The organism is Desulfuromusa ferrireducens, from assembly GCF_055389805.1.
In genome coordinates, this window is sequence record NZ_AP042415.1 from 421,484 (window position 1) to 438,178 (window position 16,695).

At 50.6% G+C, this 16,695-nt stretch carries 16 protein-coding genes and 1 tRNA gene; 8 read left to right on the top strand and 9 right to left on the bottom strand.

Annotated elements, in window-relative coordinates:
- Positions 1-44 precede the first annotated feature (44 nt).
- The 7 genes from nuoF to ACZ5PT_RS01915 form a co-directional block, all read right to left on the bottom strand.
- Positions 45-1,319, bottom strand: coding sequence for an NADH-quinone oxidoreductase subunit NuoF (gene nuoF, locus ACZ5PT_RS01885; protein ID WP_464265118.1), 1,275 nt, complete (start codon positions 1,317-1,319; stop codon positions 45-47).
- On the bottom strand, positions 1,316-1,828 hold the full coding sequence (gene nuoE, locus ACZ5PT_RS01890) for an NADH-quinone oxidoreductase subunit NuoE (RefSeq protein WP_464265119.1): 513 nt from the start codon (positions 1,826-1,828) through the stop codon (positions 1,316-1,318). The genes nuoF and nuoE overlap by 4 nt, the downstream gene beginning before the upstream one ends.
- Before the next feature lie 252 nt (positions 1,829-2,080).
- Complete coding sequence (locus ACZ5PT_RS01895) at positions 2,081-4,462, bottom strand: NADH-quinone oxidoreductase subunit B/C/D (protein WP_464265120.1); 2,382 nt, start codon at positions 4,460-4,462, stop codon at positions 2,081-2,083.
- The gene (locus tag ACZ5PT_RS01900; protein ID WP_464266699.1) at positions 4,459-4,908 is read right to left on the bottom strand and encodes an NADH-quinone oxidoreductase subunit A; all 450 of its coding nucleotides are present in this window, start codon (positions 4,906-4,908) and stop codon (positions 4,459-4,461) included. Before ACZ5PT_RS01900 ends, ACZ5PT_RS01895 begins: the two co-directional genes overlap by 4 nt.
- 184 nt (positions 4,909-5,092) lie before the next feature.
- Positions 5,093-5,551, bottom strand: coding sequence for a ribonuclease HI (gene rnhA, locus ACZ5PT_RS01905; RefSeq protein ID WP_464265121.1), 459 nt, complete (start codon positions 5,549-5,551; stop codon positions 5,093-5,095).
- 93 nt (positions 5,552-5,644) lie between these two features.
- Positions 5,645-5,722, bottom strand: a tRNA-Glu gene (locus ACZ5PT_RS01910).
- Positions 5,723-5,954: 232 nt separating this feature from the next.
- Positions 5,955-6,335, bottom strand: coding sequence for a hypothetical protein (locus tag ACZ5PT_RS01915; RefSeq protein ID WP_464265122.1), 381 nt, complete (start codon positions 6,333-6,335; stop codon positions 5,955-5,957).
- Between the two features lie 103 nt (positions 6,336-6,438).
- On the opposite strand from ACZ5PT_RS01915, the gene ACZ5PT_RS01920 reads away from it, so the two are divergent.
- A complete protein-coding gene (locus tag ACZ5PT_RS01920) occupies positions 6,439-7,299 on the top strand; it encodes a methylated-DNA--[protein]-cysteine S-methyltransferase (protein ID WP_464265123.1) in 861 nt (286 codons plus the stop codon).
- An 83-nt stretch (positions 7,300-7,382) separates the two neighbouring features.
- Positions 7,383-7,790: a DUF4019 domain-containing protein gene (locus tag ACZ5PT_RS01925; protein ID WP_464265124.1), complete on the top strand. Its 408-nt coding sequence runs from the start codon at positions 7,383-7,385 to the stop codon at positions 7,788-7,790.
- A gap of 1,144 nt (positions 7,791-8,934) precedes the next feature.
- On the opposite strand, the gene arsB is transcribed toward ACZ5PT_RS01925, so the two are convergent.
- On the bottom strand, positions 8,935-10,071 hold the full coding sequence (gene arsB, locus ACZ5PT_RS01930) for an ACR3 family arsenite efflux transporter (RefSeq protein WP_464265125.1): 1,137 nt from the start codon (positions 10,069-10,071) through the stop codon (positions 8,935-8,937).
- A gap of 324 nt (positions 10,072-10,395) precedes the next feature.
- Here arsB and ACZ5PT_RS01935 point away from each other — a divergent pair, with 324 nt between their 5' ends.
- From ACZ5PT_RS01935 to ACZ5PT_RS01960, 6 genes are all read left to right on the top strand, one after another.
- On the top strand, positions 10,396-11,259 hold the full coding sequence (locus tag ACZ5PT_RS01935) for a universal stress protein (RefSeq protein ID WP_464265126.1): 864 nt from the start codon (positions 10,396-10,398) through the stop codon (positions 11,257-11,259).
- Between the two features lie 194 nt (positions 11,260-11,453).
- On the top strand, positions 11,454-11,663 hold the full coding sequence (locus tag ACZ5PT_RS01940) for a hypothetical protein (RefSeq protein ID WP_464265127.1): 210 nt from the start codon (positions 11,454-11,456) through the stop codon (positions 11,661-11,663).
- A 537-nt stretch (positions 11,664-12,200) separates the two neighbouring features.
- A complete protein-coding gene (locus ACZ5PT_RS01945; protein ID WP_464265128.1) occupies positions 12,201-12,434 on the top strand; it encodes a DUF1127 domain-containing protein in 234 nt (77 codons plus the stop codon).
- Positions 12,435-12,536: 102 nt separating this feature from the next.
- A complete protein-coding gene (locus ACZ5PT_RS01950; protein ID WP_464265129.1) occupies positions 12,537-14,246 on the top strand; it encodes an FAD-dependent monooxygenase in 1,710 nt (569 codons plus the stop codon).
- Positions 14,243-14,461: a hypothetical protein gene (locus ACZ5PT_RS01955; RefSeq protein ID WP_464265130.1), complete on the top strand. Its 219-nt coding sequence runs from the start codon at positions 14,243-14,245 to the stop codon at positions 14,459-14,461. Before ACZ5PT_RS01950 ends, ACZ5PT_RS01955 begins: the two co-directional genes overlap by 4 nt.
- 273 nt (positions 14,462-14,734) lie before the next feature.
- Positions 14,735-15,646 carry a GGDEF domain-containing protein gene (locus ACZ5PT_RS01960; protein ID WP_464265131.1) on the top strand — a complete coding sequence of 304 codons (912 nt, stop codon included), beginning with the start codon at positions 14,735-14,737 and terminating at the stop codon, positions 15,644-15,646.
- A gap of 87 nt (positions 15,647-15,733) precedes the next feature.
- On the opposite strand, the gene ACZ5PT_RS01965 is transcribed toward ACZ5PT_RS01960, so the two are convergent.
- A complete protein-coding gene (locus ACZ5PT_RS01965) occupies positions 15,734-16,651 on the bottom strand; it encodes a multiheme cytochrome-associated LysR family transcriptional regulator (protein WP_464265132.1) in 918 nt (305 codons plus the stop codon).
- Positions 16,652-16,695 lie beyond the last annotated feature (44 nt).

A 16,695-nucleotide genomic window follows, 5' to 3' on the forward strand; every position in this document is an offset into this window, starting at 1 on the left:
TTCTTTCCGTCATCTGCGGGCGACCTGTAGGTCGCCCCTACGAACTACTTCCGCAACGGGCAGCGCCCTTTTTCGATATGGTCGATGATTTCCTGTTCAAAGTGGCTCAGCAGTCCGGCAACCGGACCCATCGCCCCTTCGGCCAGCGCGCAAAAACTGTTGCCGCTGATATTCTGCAACTGCTCTTTGAGCAGCGCTAAATGTTCCTCTGTCCCCTGCCCGCTTTCGATGGTTTCCAAAAGCCACTGCACCATGCTCAGTCCATCGCGGCAGGGACTGCACCAGCCGCAGCTTTCGCGGGCGAAAAAACGGATCAGGTTAAGGGTTGCGGCAACCATGCAGGTCCGGTCATCGAAGACTGTCACCCCGGCGGTCCCATAGCGGCTACCGACCTTCTCCAAACTGTCAAAATCAAGCGCCACGTCCATATGGGCAGCCGTCAGATAGGGCGTCGAAGCACCGCCCGGCAGACAGGCTTTGAACTTGCGTCCCTGCCAAACCCCACCGCCGTAAATTTCAACGATTTCCTGCAGCGAAATTCCAACCGGCAGTTCAAAACATTCGGTGATGTTCAGATGCCCGGACAGACCGTAGAGTTTGGTCCCGGAGCTGCCCGGAGTGATGGCCAACTCGCGAAACCAGTGCGCGCCGCCGGTGACGATATGCGGGATATTGGCGATCGTCTCAACATTGTTCACCGTCGTCGGTCGCCCGAACAGGCCGCGGGTCGCTGGAAACGGCGGCTTCAAACGCGGATTTGGACGTTTGCCCTCCAGGCCGTTGAGTAGCGCTGTCTCTTCACCAAGAATGTAGCGCCCGGCGCTGCCGTGCACGTGCAGTTCAAAATCGAAGCCACTGCCAAGAATATTCTTGCCGATATAGCCGGCCGCCGTCGCTTCGGCGATCGCCCGACGCAGATATTGTGCCTGCTGCTCATAAGCATAGCGGATAAAGATGTAACCGACATCGGTCTGCAGGGCGTAGGCGGAAAGGATCATCCCCTCGACCAACTGATGCGGATCGGCGGCCAGCAGTTCACCATCCTTGTAGGTCCCCGGCTCCATCTCGTCGCAGTTGCAAACCAGATATTTCGGCCCCGGCTTGGCGGCGGGAAAGAAGGTCCACTTGACCCCGGTCGGAAAACCGGCACCGCCTCGACCACGCAGGTTCGAATCCTTGACCAGCAGGCGGATCTCCTCCGGCGTCATGGTTTTCAGGGCCTTTTCCAACCCCTGGTAACCACCGGTGGCCCGATAACCATCGAGGAAAACCGTCTCGCCGGGGCGGCGGTTTTTAAATAGCAGCTGCTCAGTGCTCACGCGGAGGCCTCCCGACGCAATTCAGCAATGATTTCATCAACCTTTGCAGTGGTCAAAAAACAATAAAAGCGCTGGCCGATCATCACCGCCGGAGCCCGTCCACAGGCACCGAGACAGCAGCTCGGCAACAGCGTAAAGAGACCATCGGCGGTCGTCTGCCCGAGAGCGATGCCAAGGGAGCTCTGCAGGTGTGCGGCAATCTCCTCGCCGCCACGCGTCCAGCAGCAGATCGAATCGCAGATATGGATCGGGTAACGACCGACCGGCTGGCGGAAAATCTTATCGTAAAAGGTGGCCAGTTCCTCAACTTCGATCGGCGTCAGACCAAGAATCGTCGCCGTCAACTCAACCCCAGCGTCCGGCACCCAACCATGATTTTTCTGGATCGCACGCAGCACATCGATGATCATCTCACGCGGGTGTTCAAGCTCTCCCGCATGCTGAATGAAGGCCATCAGCTCTTCCTCGTCAAGCAAGCCAATCTGATCTATTTTTTCTTCAAGCGCCATCAAACGTCCTTATTTAAGCCACATAACGTTCACACAAATACATAGTTCACGATTTATAGGTTCTATACTTGATGAACAATCGCCCACAGGTCCGATCAAACGGCACCAGATGCAAGGCTTGCGCAGGGTCGCGACCGCAGGCGTAGCAACGCTACGTCGAGGATCGCGACACCAGCATAACGCAGCAGGTGGAGTCGTTTCATCGGCCCCTCCCACCAAAGCAGATGGGGTTGATTGATCGGCCCCTCCCCCCTACCTGTCGAGATCGGCGAGAATGAAATCTATCGACCCAATATTAGCGATCAGATCCGACAGCAACACCCCCTGGTTAACCCAGGTCATCGCCTGCATATGCGGGAACGATGGCGTACGGATCCGGCAACGGTAGGCATGACTGCCGCCATCGCTGACCAGATAATAGCCGCATTCCCCTTTGCTCGACTCGGTCGCCCGGTAGCATTCACCAACGGGCGCGGCCGGACCGCTGCTGACATTAACGAAGTGGTGAATCAGACTCTCAATGTCGCGCAAGCCATCCTGCCGCTGCGGATAGCAGTAGCGGTAGTCATCGCTCATCCAGCGGCCGCCCGGCAACGAACTGGCTGCCTGCTTGACGATGCGCAACGACTGACGCAATTCTTCCAGCCGGACCCGATAGCGATCGAAACAATCGCCATTGTTCGCCGAGGCGACTTCGAAGTCAAAATTCTCATAGCCACTGTAGGGCATACTGCGGCGCAGATCCCAGTCACTGCCGCAAGCGCGCAAGTTTGGGCCACTGAAACCCCAGTCCAAAGCCTCTTCGAGACTGACAACACCGACCCCCTCGGTGCGAGCGCGAAACACGGTGCCATCGGTCAACATGCTGTCGAGTTCGTCGATCTCCCGGGCGAAACTATCGGTAAAGGCGGCGAGCTGCTGCTGCCAACCTTCGGGCAGATCGAGCGGCAGACCACCGATGCGGAACCAGGCCGGATGCATGCGCCCGCCGGTGACCATTTCGATAAACTCGAAGATCTTTTCCCGCGACTCGAAACAGTAGAAAACCGGCGTCATCGCCCCGACATCGTGGGCGAAGGAGCCGAGCCAGACCAGGTGGTTGGAGATACGGAACAGTTCGCACAGCATAACCCGGATGTACTGAGCCCGCTTGGGCACCTCGACACCGAGCATGGTTTCCAGTGACTGCAGGTAAGAGAGATTATTCTGCACCCCGGAGAGGTAATCGATCCGGTCGGTGTAGGGAATATACTGCGCCCAGTGCTGACGCTCGCCAATCTTTTCCGCGCCGCGATGGTGATAGCCGAGATCGACATCAAGATCGGAAACATCCTCGCCGTGCAACCGCAAAATCAGTCGCAGCACCCCGTGGGTGCCGGGATGATGCGGCCCCATATTCAGCACCATGCTGCCGTCGTCAGCGCCTTCGAGAGGCACCAATTTTTCTCCATCCAGCGGAACGTACTGAGCGGCAGTATCGACGGTAAAGGGAGCCATATCGGTGGCGCGCGATGGATATTCCTTACGTAACGGATGGCCCTCCCAGGTTGGCGGCATCAGGATGCGCCGCAAGTCAGGATGCTCGCTAAAACGGATACCGAACATATCGAAGACTTCGCGCTCATACCAGCCGGCCGAAGGCCAGATGCGGGTGATGCTCGGCACTTCCGGAAACTCACCGAAAAGCGGCACCTTGATGCGCAGATAGCCGGGTGTTTCAAAATTAAGCAGATGGTAAACCATGGTGAACTGATGCGCGGGAGCCTGCCGCCGATGCCGTTCATCAATTGCGGTTAAATCTTCCAGACGGCGGTATTTCTGCGGGCTCTCGTGCTTGAGAAATGAGAGCAGGTCACAGAGCAGTTCTGCCGGAACCGTCAGCACCGGCATGTCGGCAGCCAGGGGATCGTGCGTCACCTGGCCGGCAAAGCGTTCCTGCACCTCTCGATACAGCTGCTCGGTGTTATCGGGCAGAACCTGCCGGGGTTGCGGCGGTCGCCAGTTCTGCTTGCTGCGGTCGCCAAAGAAGGCTGGCGCTTGTTGCGAACTGCCGCGGATGGCGCTGTTGCCATAACCGGGGCCGCGCGGGTCGCGACTTTTCGTCTGTCCATCGACCAACACCGGCACGCTGGTGCCCTCGCTGCCGCCCTGCATACCTAAGACCTTACGTGCCGGCTGTTCCTCGTTAACGATCTTCTTTTGCAATTCGATCAAGCCCTGCAAAAAGGCTTCTGGCCGCGGCGGACAGCCGGGCACATAAACATCGACCGGCAGAATCTGGTTGACCCCCTGGATGACGCTGTAAACATCATACATGCCGCCGGAGTTGGCGCAGCTGCCCATCGACATCACCCACTTGGGGTTCGGCATCTGCTCGTAAACGCGCAGGATCGACGCACCCATCTTTTTAAACGGCGTCCCGGAGATGATCATCAGATCCGATTCGCGCGGCGTACCACGCAACACCTCGGCACCAAAGCGCGCCAGATCATGCCGCGAGGTCATACTGGTCATCATCTCGACAAAACAACAGGACAGACCGAAGAACATCGGCCAGAGGCTGTTCTTGCGCCCCCAATTGATCAGATCGTCCAACTTGGTCAGAATAACGCCCTGCGGCAACTCTTCGCTCATCCTCGCCTCCGGGCCATAACTCGTTCGCGCACGCTGGTCGTCCCCCACTCAAGCCCACCCATTTTCCACAGGTAAACCAGACCGAGAAAGAGGATAACGATAAAAAAACTGATTTGCCAAAAACCGGCCCAGCCGAGCAGATCGTAAGCCACCGCCCAGGAAAAGACAAAGACCGCTTCGAGATCGAAAACAATAAAAAAGATGGCGACCAGATAGAAAGGGACCGGTTCCCGCAAACGGGAATCTCCAGTCGGCAACACGGCCGATTCGTAGGGCTGGTCTTTTACTTCGGTGGAAGTTCGCTGGCCAAGATAGCGGGCCAAAAGCATCAAGAACAGGATCAGGCCGGTGGCAATAAGAACGTAGAGTGCCAACGACAGCAAAGCCTCAGGGGTGGGCTGCTGTTGGGAGGTTAGCGCAAGAGTTGAAACGTCGGCAGGCAACAGGGACTCCCTAATACTTGATAGCAATCGGATTCAAAAAAAACAACTGAATGACATCGCAACGGGAGCAGATATTGAATTAAATTACACAGCAGAAAAAAGAATTTAAACGAACATAAACGATATCATAGCCATCGGTAAAAAGCAAAAAATCCAGGCGGAATAATAATCATAACCTGCTGTAATTCTATGGTAAATTTGTCTGACCATCGATGATCGCCGCACGTGCCAACTCATCACAGCGCTCATTTTCAACGTGGCCGTCATGCCCTCGTACCCAAAGCCACTCAAGTTGGTGGATAGCACTTTGTGCGAGCAGACGCTCCCAGAGGTCTCGATTGGCAACTGTTTCTTTTTTTGAATTTTTCCACCCTTTGCGTTGCCACCCCTCAATCCACTCGGTCATACCTTTAACCAAATATTGGGAGTCGGTGGTCATTCGCACCCGACAGGCGCGCTGAAGAGACTCTAGACCGGCGATCGCTCCGAGCAACTCCATTCGGTTGTTGGTCGTATCGGGATCATAACCGGAAAGCTCTTTGACATTGTTCCCAAAACGCAAAATAGTCCCATAGCCACCGGGTCCGGGATTACCTGAGCAGGCGCCATCGGAAAAAATCTCAACAATTGTCTCGGTTTGGGACATAAAAGAACCTCATAGTGACAGCAAGCAGCATAAAACGTGGTGAGTGGAAAAGCAAACAGCCTCTCCCGCAAAACGGAAGAGGCTGTTTTTCTTTGGCGTCCCCAGGGGGATTCGAACCCCCGTCGCCGCCGTGAAAGGGCGGTGTCCTGGGCCAGGCTAGACGATAGGGACTTAAAGTTCTAAGTCCCTGCGGGAAATGTACCCGCAGGACGCTACTTAATGTTCTGTATCTGCACACCACATTACTGCCTTCAGCGTGAAAGCTGAATCAAACTATGCGATAAAATTCGTTAAGTGTGCCCTGCCAGTGTGCAGCAGGAAAAGTTTTCTACCGCAAAAACGGCACAAAGCGCAAGAAAAAAATGTAGCGGTTCGACCAGAAGACAGCGCCACCCACCTTCCGCTACCAATAGACAAGCTCCCCATCATCAAACACCATCCCCGAACGAACTTGACGATGACAGATAAAAATCTTCCGTAGCGGAATTTTGGTATGCTTTGCCAAACAGGCCGCCAAGACCTCAAGCATCATACCGCAGGTCGAAACATCATTATAATTGGGAGTTACAAGCGTGACCAAGAGCGAGTGGAAACCGTCCGGTTGACATTTGGGAGAGACATCGCCCTTGGCAAAATGGCCCGGCTGAAAGTACTCCCAAGTTGAATGGACATGTTCCAACGGGACATCCACCCGGAGCGCAAAGTCCCGGTTGACACGACAAAGAATATCACTGATCGGTTTTGGCTCTTCAAACGGCAGGGACTTGATATGAATATAGGGCATAATCTACCTCCGCGACTGGCACTCCGAACATTATAACAAGAATCGGGTTGGCTGACCGTTTATACGATGCTAGGCTCACTACTCACAATGATGGGAGAAGGGGATGGCAGACCAGGACTACCAGCGGATAGCCGAGGCAATTCATTTTTTGCATCAATCGGCCCTCGATCAACCCTCGCTCGACGAAGCCGCAAGACAGGTCGGTCTGAGCCCCCATCATTTTCAACGGCTCTTCAAACGCTTCGCGGGAGTCAGTCCCAAACGTTTCCTGCAACATCTGACCTGCGAGCATGCCAAAAGCCTACTCCTCCAATCGGCATCAGTACTGGAAACCAGCCTGGCCGTTGGCCTCAGCGGACCGGGGCGCTTACATGACCTGTTAATCAATGCCGAAGCAGTCACCCCTGGTGAATACAAATCAGGCGGAATGGGGATTACTATCCACTACGGACGGCACCCTACCCCCTTTGGTGATTGCCTGATCGGCTTGACAGAAAGAGGGATCTGCCGCCTGGAATTCGTCACCCCCGAGAAGGAAAAAACCATCCCGCAACGGATCCAGCAGGCCTGGCCCAAAGCACAGCTGCAAGTAGAAGCCAGGAAGACCGCCGCTGTTGTTCAGCAGATTTTTTCAGCGCCGGCCGAAGACAAGCCTTCGTTGCCGCTGCTGCTGCTACGTGGTACCAATTTCCAGCTCAAGGTCTGGCAGGCGCTACTGCAGATCCCGCCGGGCACAATCACCTCCTACGGCAACCTGGCCAAACAACTCGGGCAACCAACGGCCAGTCGCGCTGTCGGCACAGCCCTTGGCCAAAATCCGATCGGCTACCTGATCCCCTGCCACCGGGTGCTGCGCGGTGATGGCTCCTTGGGCGGCTATCGCTGGGGAGAAGAACGTAAACTGGCGATATTGGGCCGAGAACTCACCACCCCCAACAACGCATCCATTTCCAAGCCGCGCTAAAAAGACCCTTTAATCAGAGCGTGTCAGATTCATGTCAGACCCACCTGTTATCTTCACCTTAAATCTTTAACGGCGGGGGACACATGAAAAGTTTACTGTTGGGGCTCTGTCTGCTTCTTTTGCTACCAACATTCAGTGTTGGTGACGAAATTGACAGCCAGGCACTTGCAGCAGCATTCAGCTTTGCTTCACTCATAGACGAGCAGAATTTGCCAGCAGCCTACTGGATGGGTTCGCCACTGCTACAACGGGCCAACGCAGAGCAGGAATGGATTGCTCGTGCAGAGCGCTCGCAACGTGTGCTGGGCAAAGTGATGACGCGCAAACTGAACCGCTTGCGCACGAAAACACGTATAGCCTACCTGCCAGACGATGACTATCGAGTTATCATCTTCGAGGTAAAAACGGAACATAAAGCGATTGCGGATGAAACGATGCTCGTTCATCAAGTTAATGGACTTTGGCAGGTCTGTTCCTATTCGATCCACTAGCAGAGCAGAGAAAACCACCGGATAAACAACTCAGTCCGGAGGGGGGGAGGGGCGAGTAACCTATCGGTTGCTCGCCCCTTTTAATAGCGAATAAATTCCGGGTAAGGTCCTCTTGGGTATGTCAACCCATTGCCATTCTCATCGGCAAAAAGTCATGTCCGCGCCGCTGACATTAAGTCAGCACATATTCCGCTTCAAATCCCAGTTCAGCACATCAAATCTATCAATTTGGCTGCCTACAATCATAGAATATTCTAGCAGTGCGTCGGACAAGCCCCCAAAGCCATTTCCCGGAACGGAACCAACAAGGCATCATCAATTGCATCCTACCTGCGTACTACCAGAGACAAGGGTTATTCAGTGTTAAGAACCAACCTAGAGCCAACCCAAGAGCAATTTCGATGTATTTCTGGATGAGTTTTGGCGGGAACGCCGAGAACTGAAAATAGGGTGCGTACTGTCGCCAGGATTCGCCCGATCAAAGGTATATACACATAGTAAAAGTGGTTCTACTTAGATCTGGCAGTCACTGTCCAATCAAGGTGCAAATATTGCGGTACAGTGTTGGGGCGAGCGTGCCGTGTCTGCCCAAAACTTACAATAAACAGGAATGCCTTTAATGCAAGAAGCGTTGTTTTCTATAAAGCCTAAATATGTACATAGATTTTTGTCAGGTGAAAAAAGCAGTTGAAATCAGGCGCCGGAGAGTTAATCTCGCGGTTGGTACAAGGTGTCAATCAGCATGCAAATGTGACCCGCCTGGCGATGAAATAGGCGTCGAAGGTTGACCCTAGCCATTTATAGTTTCTGCTACAAACTGACCTAGGGTTAAGCCGTATTTTCATCTCAGACCTGGGATGCCGATGGTGGGTCAAATTGGAATGCCGATCAACACTGGGGAATGGCAGCGGCTCTTCCATCTACAGAATTCGATGGTAGACCCCATTGGTTTAATTCTGTCATGCATGTTCTGCTTCGGCGATTAGCGTTGGGCGTTGATGCCCTTAATTATATTCTTTCCAAGGGGTTCCCATGGCCTTACACGGAAGCCGAAGCTCCGTCAGGAGGAGAATCTGCCACCCGGAAAAGGTAGCGGCCTGTTTGTCACGGGGGGCAACTTACTGGTTTTCAGACTGTAAAATGTCTACTCGATTGACGGTGATCCATCTTTTCCCAAATTCATTGCCTTACATTTTGGATAGTCCAAATGGCAATCATTGAATAAATGACATGTTCTTTTGCATAGAGACACAAGCATTAGCATCAAAGGGACTTCAATTAAAACACCCACCACGGTGGCTAATGCAGCTCCCGATGATAATCCGAACAGAAGGATCGCCGTTGCTATCGCCACCTCAAAATGATTAGAGGCACCAATCATGGCGGCTGGAGCTGCATCATGGTAGGAAAGTTTCAGCCATCTGGCGAAAACAAAATAACCAATGGAAAAAATAAAGACGGTCTGGATAATAAGGGGAATGGCGATCCACAGAATCGTCAGCGGATTACTGATGATGACTTCCCCCTTGAAGGAGAACAGCAAAACCAAAGTCAGCAGAAGCGCAGTAATACTGATGGGGGTAAGCCAATGGAGAAACTTATCGTTGAACCAGTCCACCCCCTTGGATTTAATGATAAGTTTTCTCGACCAATAACCGGCAACCAAAGGGAGTGCGACATAAATTGAGACTGAGAAAAGCATCGTTTGCCACGGCACTGGCATGGAATTTACGTTCAGCAGTACCCCGCCCAAGGGGCCATAGAGAAAAAGCATCATCAAGGAGTTGATTGCCACCATCACCAAGGTTAAGCCGTCGTTGCCTTTTGCGAGGTATCCCCACATCAGGACCATCGCCGTACAGGGTGCGATCCCAAGCAGGATTGTTCCTGCAATATAGCTGCGCCATAACTCTACTTCTTCACCATTTGCAAGGATTTCTGTGCCAGGCAATAAATCCTTAAACAAATAGCCCAAGAAGAAATAGGCGATTAGAAACATTGTAAAGGGTTTGATCGCCCAATTTATAAATAGAGTTAGGAGCACCGGTTTCGGGGTTTTTGCAGATTTCATCACTTGCGAAAAATCAATTTTAACCATGATGGGATACATCATAAAAAACAGGCAGACCGCAATGGGAATGGATACTTGGTAAATTGAAAAATCGTTGAGCTTTGTGGCAACATCAGGAGCCGCTTTTCCTAAAACAATCCCACCGACGATACAAAAAAACACCCAAATAGTCAGATATCGCTCAAAGATGGATAGCTTTTTCTCAGCCATTTCGTTTGCACCTTTTTTTGTTAATGCTGAGGATCTTCACTACAATCATAGCCGCTCATATCTTCTGAACGCAGTCGAAGAGATAAAATAGCTAGTTAAACTAAATTGTATCAGGTTGAAGGGGCCCCACAGCAATACTGAAAATTATTTCTGACCCTCGATTCCAGAGGCGAATGATCCCTTCATGATCAGAGTCTTGTCCTTAAATTTCAGACTTCCGACGGTGATATGTTTTTCTGATAATATTTGAGTAGGCAGATACCCAAGGCTGATCTGTCAGGGCGGCTCTGCATTACACCAGGACAGCAGAAAAGGGAGGAAGAGATGAGAAGCATTCTATTGGCAACTGACATTGCTGGTGAAACTGATCGCGCATTTGAGAGGGCAGTCAAGCTCTCGTTATCACTAACGACCACGCTTCACATTCTTCATGTTTGTCAGCCTTCGCCGCCTGACAGCAAGGCAAAAGTTGGAAATCCCCCAAATAAAGACGTAAAAGACAGACTGGATAGCTACTTAGCTAGCAACAAAGAGCTGACAAGTGTAGAATACACGGTTACGGTGAAAGAAAACCGTGAACCGTTTGTCGAAATCACCAAACTGGCAGATGAAGTTTATGCTGAACTTATTGTCATGGGGATGCATGGTAAATCAAAATTTCGTGACAAGTTTGTCGGAACAACAATAGAAAAAGTTATCCGCAAGGGAACTCTGCCGGTTTTGATGGTCAAAGACAAGCCCCTGGGAGAGTATAATAACATCCTGGTTGGCACTGACTTTTCTGTTGGATCAAGCCAGGCGCTTCACTTTGCCCTCAAGCTAGCCCCGAAAGGGACCCTTAACCTAGTCCATTTCTACAATATCCCAGATACCTACATCGGGGACAAAATTTCCCAATATGCCGGGGATGTAATTCAAACCTCAGAAAAATCTAAATTAGAAAAATTTGTCAATGATCACAGCGCCGATCTAATAAAAACGGCTAGCGTACAGCCAGACTTTCATTATCGATTAGCCCAAGGAGAAACCTATAATGGCCTCCTTCGTGAAGCGGCAGATGTTAATGCTGAACTGATTTCAATCGGAGCCCACAGTCGACCGAGGCTGATGCCCTATAAACTTGGTGGCACCGCACATGACATTCTGACCAACCCACCCTGTGACGTATTAGTAGCTAACAGCTTATGACTCTTTGTGCTGAAGAAACTGCCACCTAGCTCAAACTGGACAAATCCTACTTTCCAGAGGAGGCTTGAAAAGAGGCTGTGCCAGCAGCATTTGTGGAGATATTCAGGTTCCGGCAACTTGCCAAGCTTATGATATAAGGCGACTTACAGGCATTTTAGGGTTCTGAAGAAGTCTTTTGTTTTGCCTTGAGGTTCATGACATATACCGCATCGCTGGAAATCTTGCCTTTGATCCTGAACCAGCTCAAGACCAAAGGTTTGTGTTTGAGTAACATTGAAATCGGGAGTTATGGCAGGACATATGAAGAAAAAATCAGGGGCGGATTGACCTTCCAAAATCAGGTAAGATTTTTTGAAGAGGGGAAAGCTGAAAATGCCTCAATTCTGCTTAGTTTTGACAGCTGACTGGCTCGCGTGTGTTGAAATACGGGGTGTTAAATAAAAATTTATTATCTTACAGAATAATTTTACTGAATAACCCTGAACAACTTATCAAACAGATTTTCCTCACAGCAACATTCAATGAAAGAATGGATGTGTGAACTCATCGCTTATTCTAGCGTTCGGCGGAATTACTTCAATCCGAGAGAAAAGGCTACCAATCTCACTTTGACACCTTTTTGTCGCTCTCAAATAAAACCAGTCATTTGCTGATCAACCGGAGCAACCGCGTTAGAGTGATATCATTCACAAGTTCGAAACAAAGGAAGGTTGTTGCTCTCAAATTGTGTTTGTTATAGAGAGGAGAACAGTAGTTTGTCAGGCAGAACGAGCCCCGTGTTAACGTGCTGTTTTGTAAAAGGAAAGATGAAATCCCTGCTTGTTTTATTCTCGTTCTGAGTTACTATCTCTTTGTGATTTCTGGTTTGTCCCCTTCTTTTTAAGCGCCGCATAGAGTGTACGTACCAATAGCCTATAAATCCAAATAGCGGGGGGGTACCAATGATGCGATACCAATTCGCAGACACGCTGTTGGCCCAAATTCTGTTTTGGAGAGAGGTGTCAGCAGGGCGTGCAGGCTTACGCGCAATGAGCGATGAAATGTTGAAGGATATCGGTATCAGTCGAACAGAAGCGGTTCGCGAAGCGAATCGACACTTCTGGGATACGGCACCGGTTGAAGGTGGGGCACATCAGGCAACGCCTCGTGTCGAACTGAAACTCAAATATAACTGAAATATCCCAGTAGATGCTCGGATAACATAGAGCGCTTGTTGCCGGGCGAGGAGTCTGCCAACGAGAGCCAACAGAGGGAAGTTCTGACAAGGGATAGATCCAATGTCTGGTCTTGTTGATCTAAATTCCAAAGTGCTGATCGTCGGAGCCGGGCCTGTTGGCCTGAGTATGGCTTGCGAGCTTTACCGTCATGGGATTCCTTGCCGGATTGTTGACCAGAGCAGCGGACCCTCAGGTGAGTCCCGAGCGATTGCGGTGCAGGCGAGAACCCTAGAGCTTTTTGAGGGGATGGGGATTATCAACGAAGTTCTCGCCCTGGGCAGGAAAATTCATCAGGCCAATCTTTATCATGACAATAAACGTCTCGCCCGACTTCTGTTCGATGAACTTGATTCGCCTTACCCATTTATCCTGACTCTACCACAATGTCAGTTGGAGGCCCTGCTGCTCGATCGTCTTGCCCATTTCGGGGGAGAGGTCGAATGGCAGAAAAGCCTGTTACGCTTGCAGCAGGATCAAATGGGGGTTGCCGCAACCCTACAGTATCAGGGGCAGGAAGAGACGATTCTCTCTCCCTGGTTGATTGGCTGCGACGGCATGGACAGTACGGTTGGGCAACTGCTTGATGTCTCCTGCGAAGAAATCACAGGGCATCAGGTTTTTCTGTTGGTCGATATCCGCATGCAGTGGGAGCTGGCCGATGATGAAGTGCATCAGTTCCTCTCTGCGCAGGGCTTGTTAGCCGCGTTTCCTTTACCGGAAACGAGTTATTGGCGGCTGATTATTGAATTTTTCGGTCAAGTTCCGAAAAGACCGCCGCTGGAGTTTGTGCAGCACTTTCTGCAAAAAATGGAGGTGGCCGGTGCGACAATGGGTGAGCCGACTTGGGTATCGTACTATCAGATCAAGCGCCGCTTGGCGCACCAATTTCAGGTTGGCCACTGTTTTCTGGCTGGCGATGCGGCCCATACCTACAGCCCGGTGGGCGGGCAGGGAATGAACATGGGCATCCAGGATGCCTACAATCTGGCTTGGAAACTCGCCCTGGTCATTCAGCGCCAAGCTTGGGAATGGCTGCTGAAATCCTATCACAACGAACGCTACCCTATCGCTGCTGCCACTCTGCGAGGAACAGAGCGGGCCACCAAGGTAGTGATGTTCCGGCACCCCGTTTCTCGACAACTACGCAAACGGGCTGCAGCCCTGCTTGGGCATTTCGAGGTGGTCCAGCAGCGTATCACCCGGCGACTGGTCGAACTTGATCTGAGCTATCAGCAAAGTTCAATCGTTGAGGAATATCACATGCCATTGCTCGGTTCTTGCCTGCATATCACCGATAAACAGATCCCGACAACAGTCGCCTGTCTTGAATTCGGCGCGGCTCCCAAAGCCGGGCAGCGTGCGCCCGACCTTCTCCTCCAAGGGCCGGATGGTGCTTCCGGACGGCGTTTGTTCGAGCTTCTACAGGGGACCAGGCACAAGCTTTTTCTGTTTAGTGGAGCGAACCCCAATACTGATACCGAACGGGCTCTTGCCGCGGTGTGTGAGCTTGTCTGCAAGCAGTATGGGCAGAGCATTGAGGTTTACGTGGTTGTCCCCCGCGGCTCGCACCCTGAGACATTGCCATGGCAGGGTTCACTGCTTCTCGATGCGGACGGTGTCCTGCATCGCCATTATGGAGTTCTTTCTGGTGGTATGTACCTGATCCGGCCAGACGGGCATATCGGTTTTCGCAGTCAACCGATTTTGGAAAAAGTTTTCTCCGCCTACTTACGGCGGATGTTTATTCATGCTGAGCAGAAGGTGACATGAAAGCTGGAGCCTATATTTCTCAACCTATCCCCCATTTGGAAGGAGGAGACCTAATGGAGCAGGAGAGTCATGAATATTCTCCCCCCAAAGATATTTTCGATGACTTTATGATTTTACGAAATAGTGATTATTGGCCATGCCTTATGCCAAAAACGCAGAAAGACATTTTAAGCTTGCTTGATGAACATCGGTGCCTAAATGGTGAAGATAAATAACTTTAGTTTCCATGTGGTAACTAAAGGACTCATCGGCACAGCACACAGTATTGAGAAGAATGAGTGATGACTTGTTAAAGGGTATTTGCCTCAGTCGGGCAGAGGCAAATCCTGAAGCGAATTGACACTTCTGGGATACGTCACCTATTGAAGTTGAATCGCAAGGGGCAAAGCCGCATACAAAATCGTGTCTTACTTAGATATAACTGAAATATTCAAGTACAGCCTAATATTACAGAACGGTTGTTGTCGCTCTGAAGCTGTGAGGAGGGAATGATTCAACCAAATAGTGCCTTGTTGCTTATTATGTCACTTTCCTGTGCGCTGCAGTTTGTCGCGGCATTGATGGCACTCCGACTTATACGTCCGAGCGGTGTTCTTACTGCCTGGCTGCTATTAGCTAGTGCTTTCATCATTCAAGGTGTACGCCGTACATTATCACTACTTGAGGTCCTCAACGGCCGCATGAACGGTGACATGACAGTCGAAATTCTAGGATTTTCTATCTCTCTGTTGATGCTTTTCGGCATCCTTAAATTCAGGCCTTTGTTTGAAAAAATCAGCCATTCTCAGCAGGCACTTATAGACAAACAGGCTAAACTGACAAATGCCAACCGTGAATTGGAAGAAGCCCAAAGAGGCTTACAAGAGGCCAACCTGAAACTGTCTAGATTGGCCCACCTTGATGCTTTGACAGGTACGGGTAATCGGCGATATTTTGATCAGATTTTGACCAGCTTATGGAAAGGAGCCTGGCGCAACAAGAAATCGTTGGCGATTCTGATGATTGATGTTGATCACTTCAAATTCTACAACGATACCTACGGGCACCCGCGAGGAGATGTCTGTTTGTGCAAAATCGCACACACCATTCAACACGCCTGTCTGCGCCCTGAAGACGTTGTAGTTCGTTATGGTGGTGAAGAATTTGTGGCACTACTGCCAGAAACAACTCTCAGTGATGCTCATCATGTCGCAGAGCGTATTCGGACGAGTTTAAAACAACAGAAGATTCTCCACGCGGGATCACCTTCTGGAAAATTTGTAACATTGAGTATTGGCGTGTGCAGTATGCAACCTGATAGCCAGACAAATGAACAGATGTTGATCGATTGTGCCGACCATCGTATGTACCACGCCAAACAATGCGGGAGAGATCAAGTGTGTAGCAGTGACCCAGATTGAATAAAATTCGACTGATTCCAAAAAGGCCTAAGCGTAAATCATATATTTTTTTTGCACACGTACATGCCTTTTTCACCCAGGGGGCAACTATTGTGCAAGGGCAGAACATTCTTCGTCAAAATACGCAACTATTTGTTCCGCAAATCGACAGGCTAAACCACAATCCATAGCCTTGGAGGGAATGATGAGACTGCGATTTCGATAATGCACAAAATCGTCGAATTGATAGGTTTTCAGTTGTCCATTCTTAACAAAATTACTAATCAGAACTAAGGGCAGAAAGGCTATTCCTACCCCAGAGACGAGAGACTGGAGCAACGTATCCAGATCGGAAATCTCTATGAACTGCTTGAAGTTTTCCTTCGTGTAGCCACGCGAATCGAGGTTTCTCTCAAAAATAACCCTGGTACAACATCCGTTGCCACAACTCAAAAAAGAATGTTTGAATAATTCCTCCAGTTGGGGATGCTCACTGGAAAAATCAATATTGCTCGCAGCGGCAAAAACCATATCATCCGCTTGTAACGGTACGGATTCAAATTCACTCAAATCAAAATCGGCGCAGTGTTCTATCACCGCAACCTCAAACAATCCTCGCCTGAGGCTTTCCCTGATTCCTTCCGGCATGTCCTGAAAAAATCTAAGATTGGATATTTCCTCCTCACTCCTGACAAATCTGGACATGATTTGCGGCAAAAAAGCCATTCCGAACGTTGGTGTGCTGATAAAAGAAAGACACCTGTCAATTACGGCAGGTGTCATGTCAAGTTCCAGCTCCTGCTCGATCTTAATAATTTTTGTCGCCTTAGCAAGCAGTCGTTGTCCTTTTTCAGTTTGCTTAAGTAGGGGGCCACTCCTATCTAACAAACTGCATCCATAGTGTTTCTCCATGTATTGGATGCGCCTGGAAACAGCAGATTGAGTAATGCAAAGTTTCTCTGCTGCCTTAGTGAAACTTCCTGTCTGGATAACCTCAACAAAAGTTTTCAAGTAGCTGGATTCCATGACGACAGGCCTCTCTAACAGGATTATGCGGAATACGCATGAGT

Coding starts and splice junctions, on each gene's coding strand:
- nuoE (WP_464265119.1), bottom strand. CDS start 1,828: ATGGCGCTTGAAGAAAAAATAGATCAGATTGGCTTGCTTGACGAGGAA.
- ACZ5PT_RS01895 (WP_464265120.1), bottom strand. CDS start 4,462: ATGAGCGAAGAGTTGCCGCAGGGCGTTATTCTGACCAAGTTGGACGAT.
- rnhA (WP_464265121.1), bottom strand. CDS start 5,551: ATGTCCCAAACCGAGACAATTGTTGAGATTTTTTCCGATGGCGCCTGC.
- ACZ5PT_RS01915 (WP_464265122.1), bottom strand. CDS start 6,335: ATGCCCTATATTCATATCAAGTCCCTGCCGTTTGAAGAGCCAAAACCG.
- ACZ5PT_RS01920 (WP_464265123.1), top strand. CDS start 6,439: ATGGCAGACCAGGACTACCAGCGGATAGCCGAGGCAATTCATTTTTTG.
- ACZ5PT_RS01925 (WP_464265124.1), top strand. CDS start 7,383: ATGAAAAGTTTACTGTTGGGGCTCTGTCTGCTTCTTTTGCTACCAACA.
- arsB (WP_464265125.1), bottom strand. CDS start 10,071: ATGGCTGAGAAAAAGCTATCCATCTTTGAGCGATATCTGACTATTTGG.
- ACZ5PT_RS01935 (WP_464265126.1), top strand. CDS start 10,396: ATGAGAAGCATTCTATTGGCAACTGACATTGCTGGTGAAACTGATCGC.
- ACZ5PT_RS01940 (WP_464265127.1), top strand. CDS start 11,454: ATGACATATACCGCATCGCTGGAAATCTTGCCTTTGATCCTGAACCAG.
- ACZ5PT_RS01945 (WP_464265128.1), top strand. CDS start 12,201: ATGATGCGATACCAATTCGCAGACACGCTGTTGGCCCAAATTCTGTTT.
- ACZ5PT_RS01950 (WP_464265129.1), top strand. CDS start 12,537: ATGTCTGGTCTTGTTGATCTAAATTCCAAAGTGCTGATCGTCGGAGCC.
- ACZ5PT_RS01955 (WP_464265130.1), top strand. CDS start 14,243: ATGAAAGCTGGAGCCTATATTTCTCAACCTATCCCCCATTTGGAAGGA.
- ACZ5PT_RS01960 (WP_464265131.1), top strand. CDS start 14,735: ATGATTCAACCAAATAGTGCCTTGTTGCTTATTATGTCACTTTCCTGT.
- ACZ5PT_RS01965 (WP_464265132.1), bottom strand. CDS start 16,651: ATGGAATCCAGCTACTTGAAAACTTTTGTTGAGGTTATCCAGACAGGA.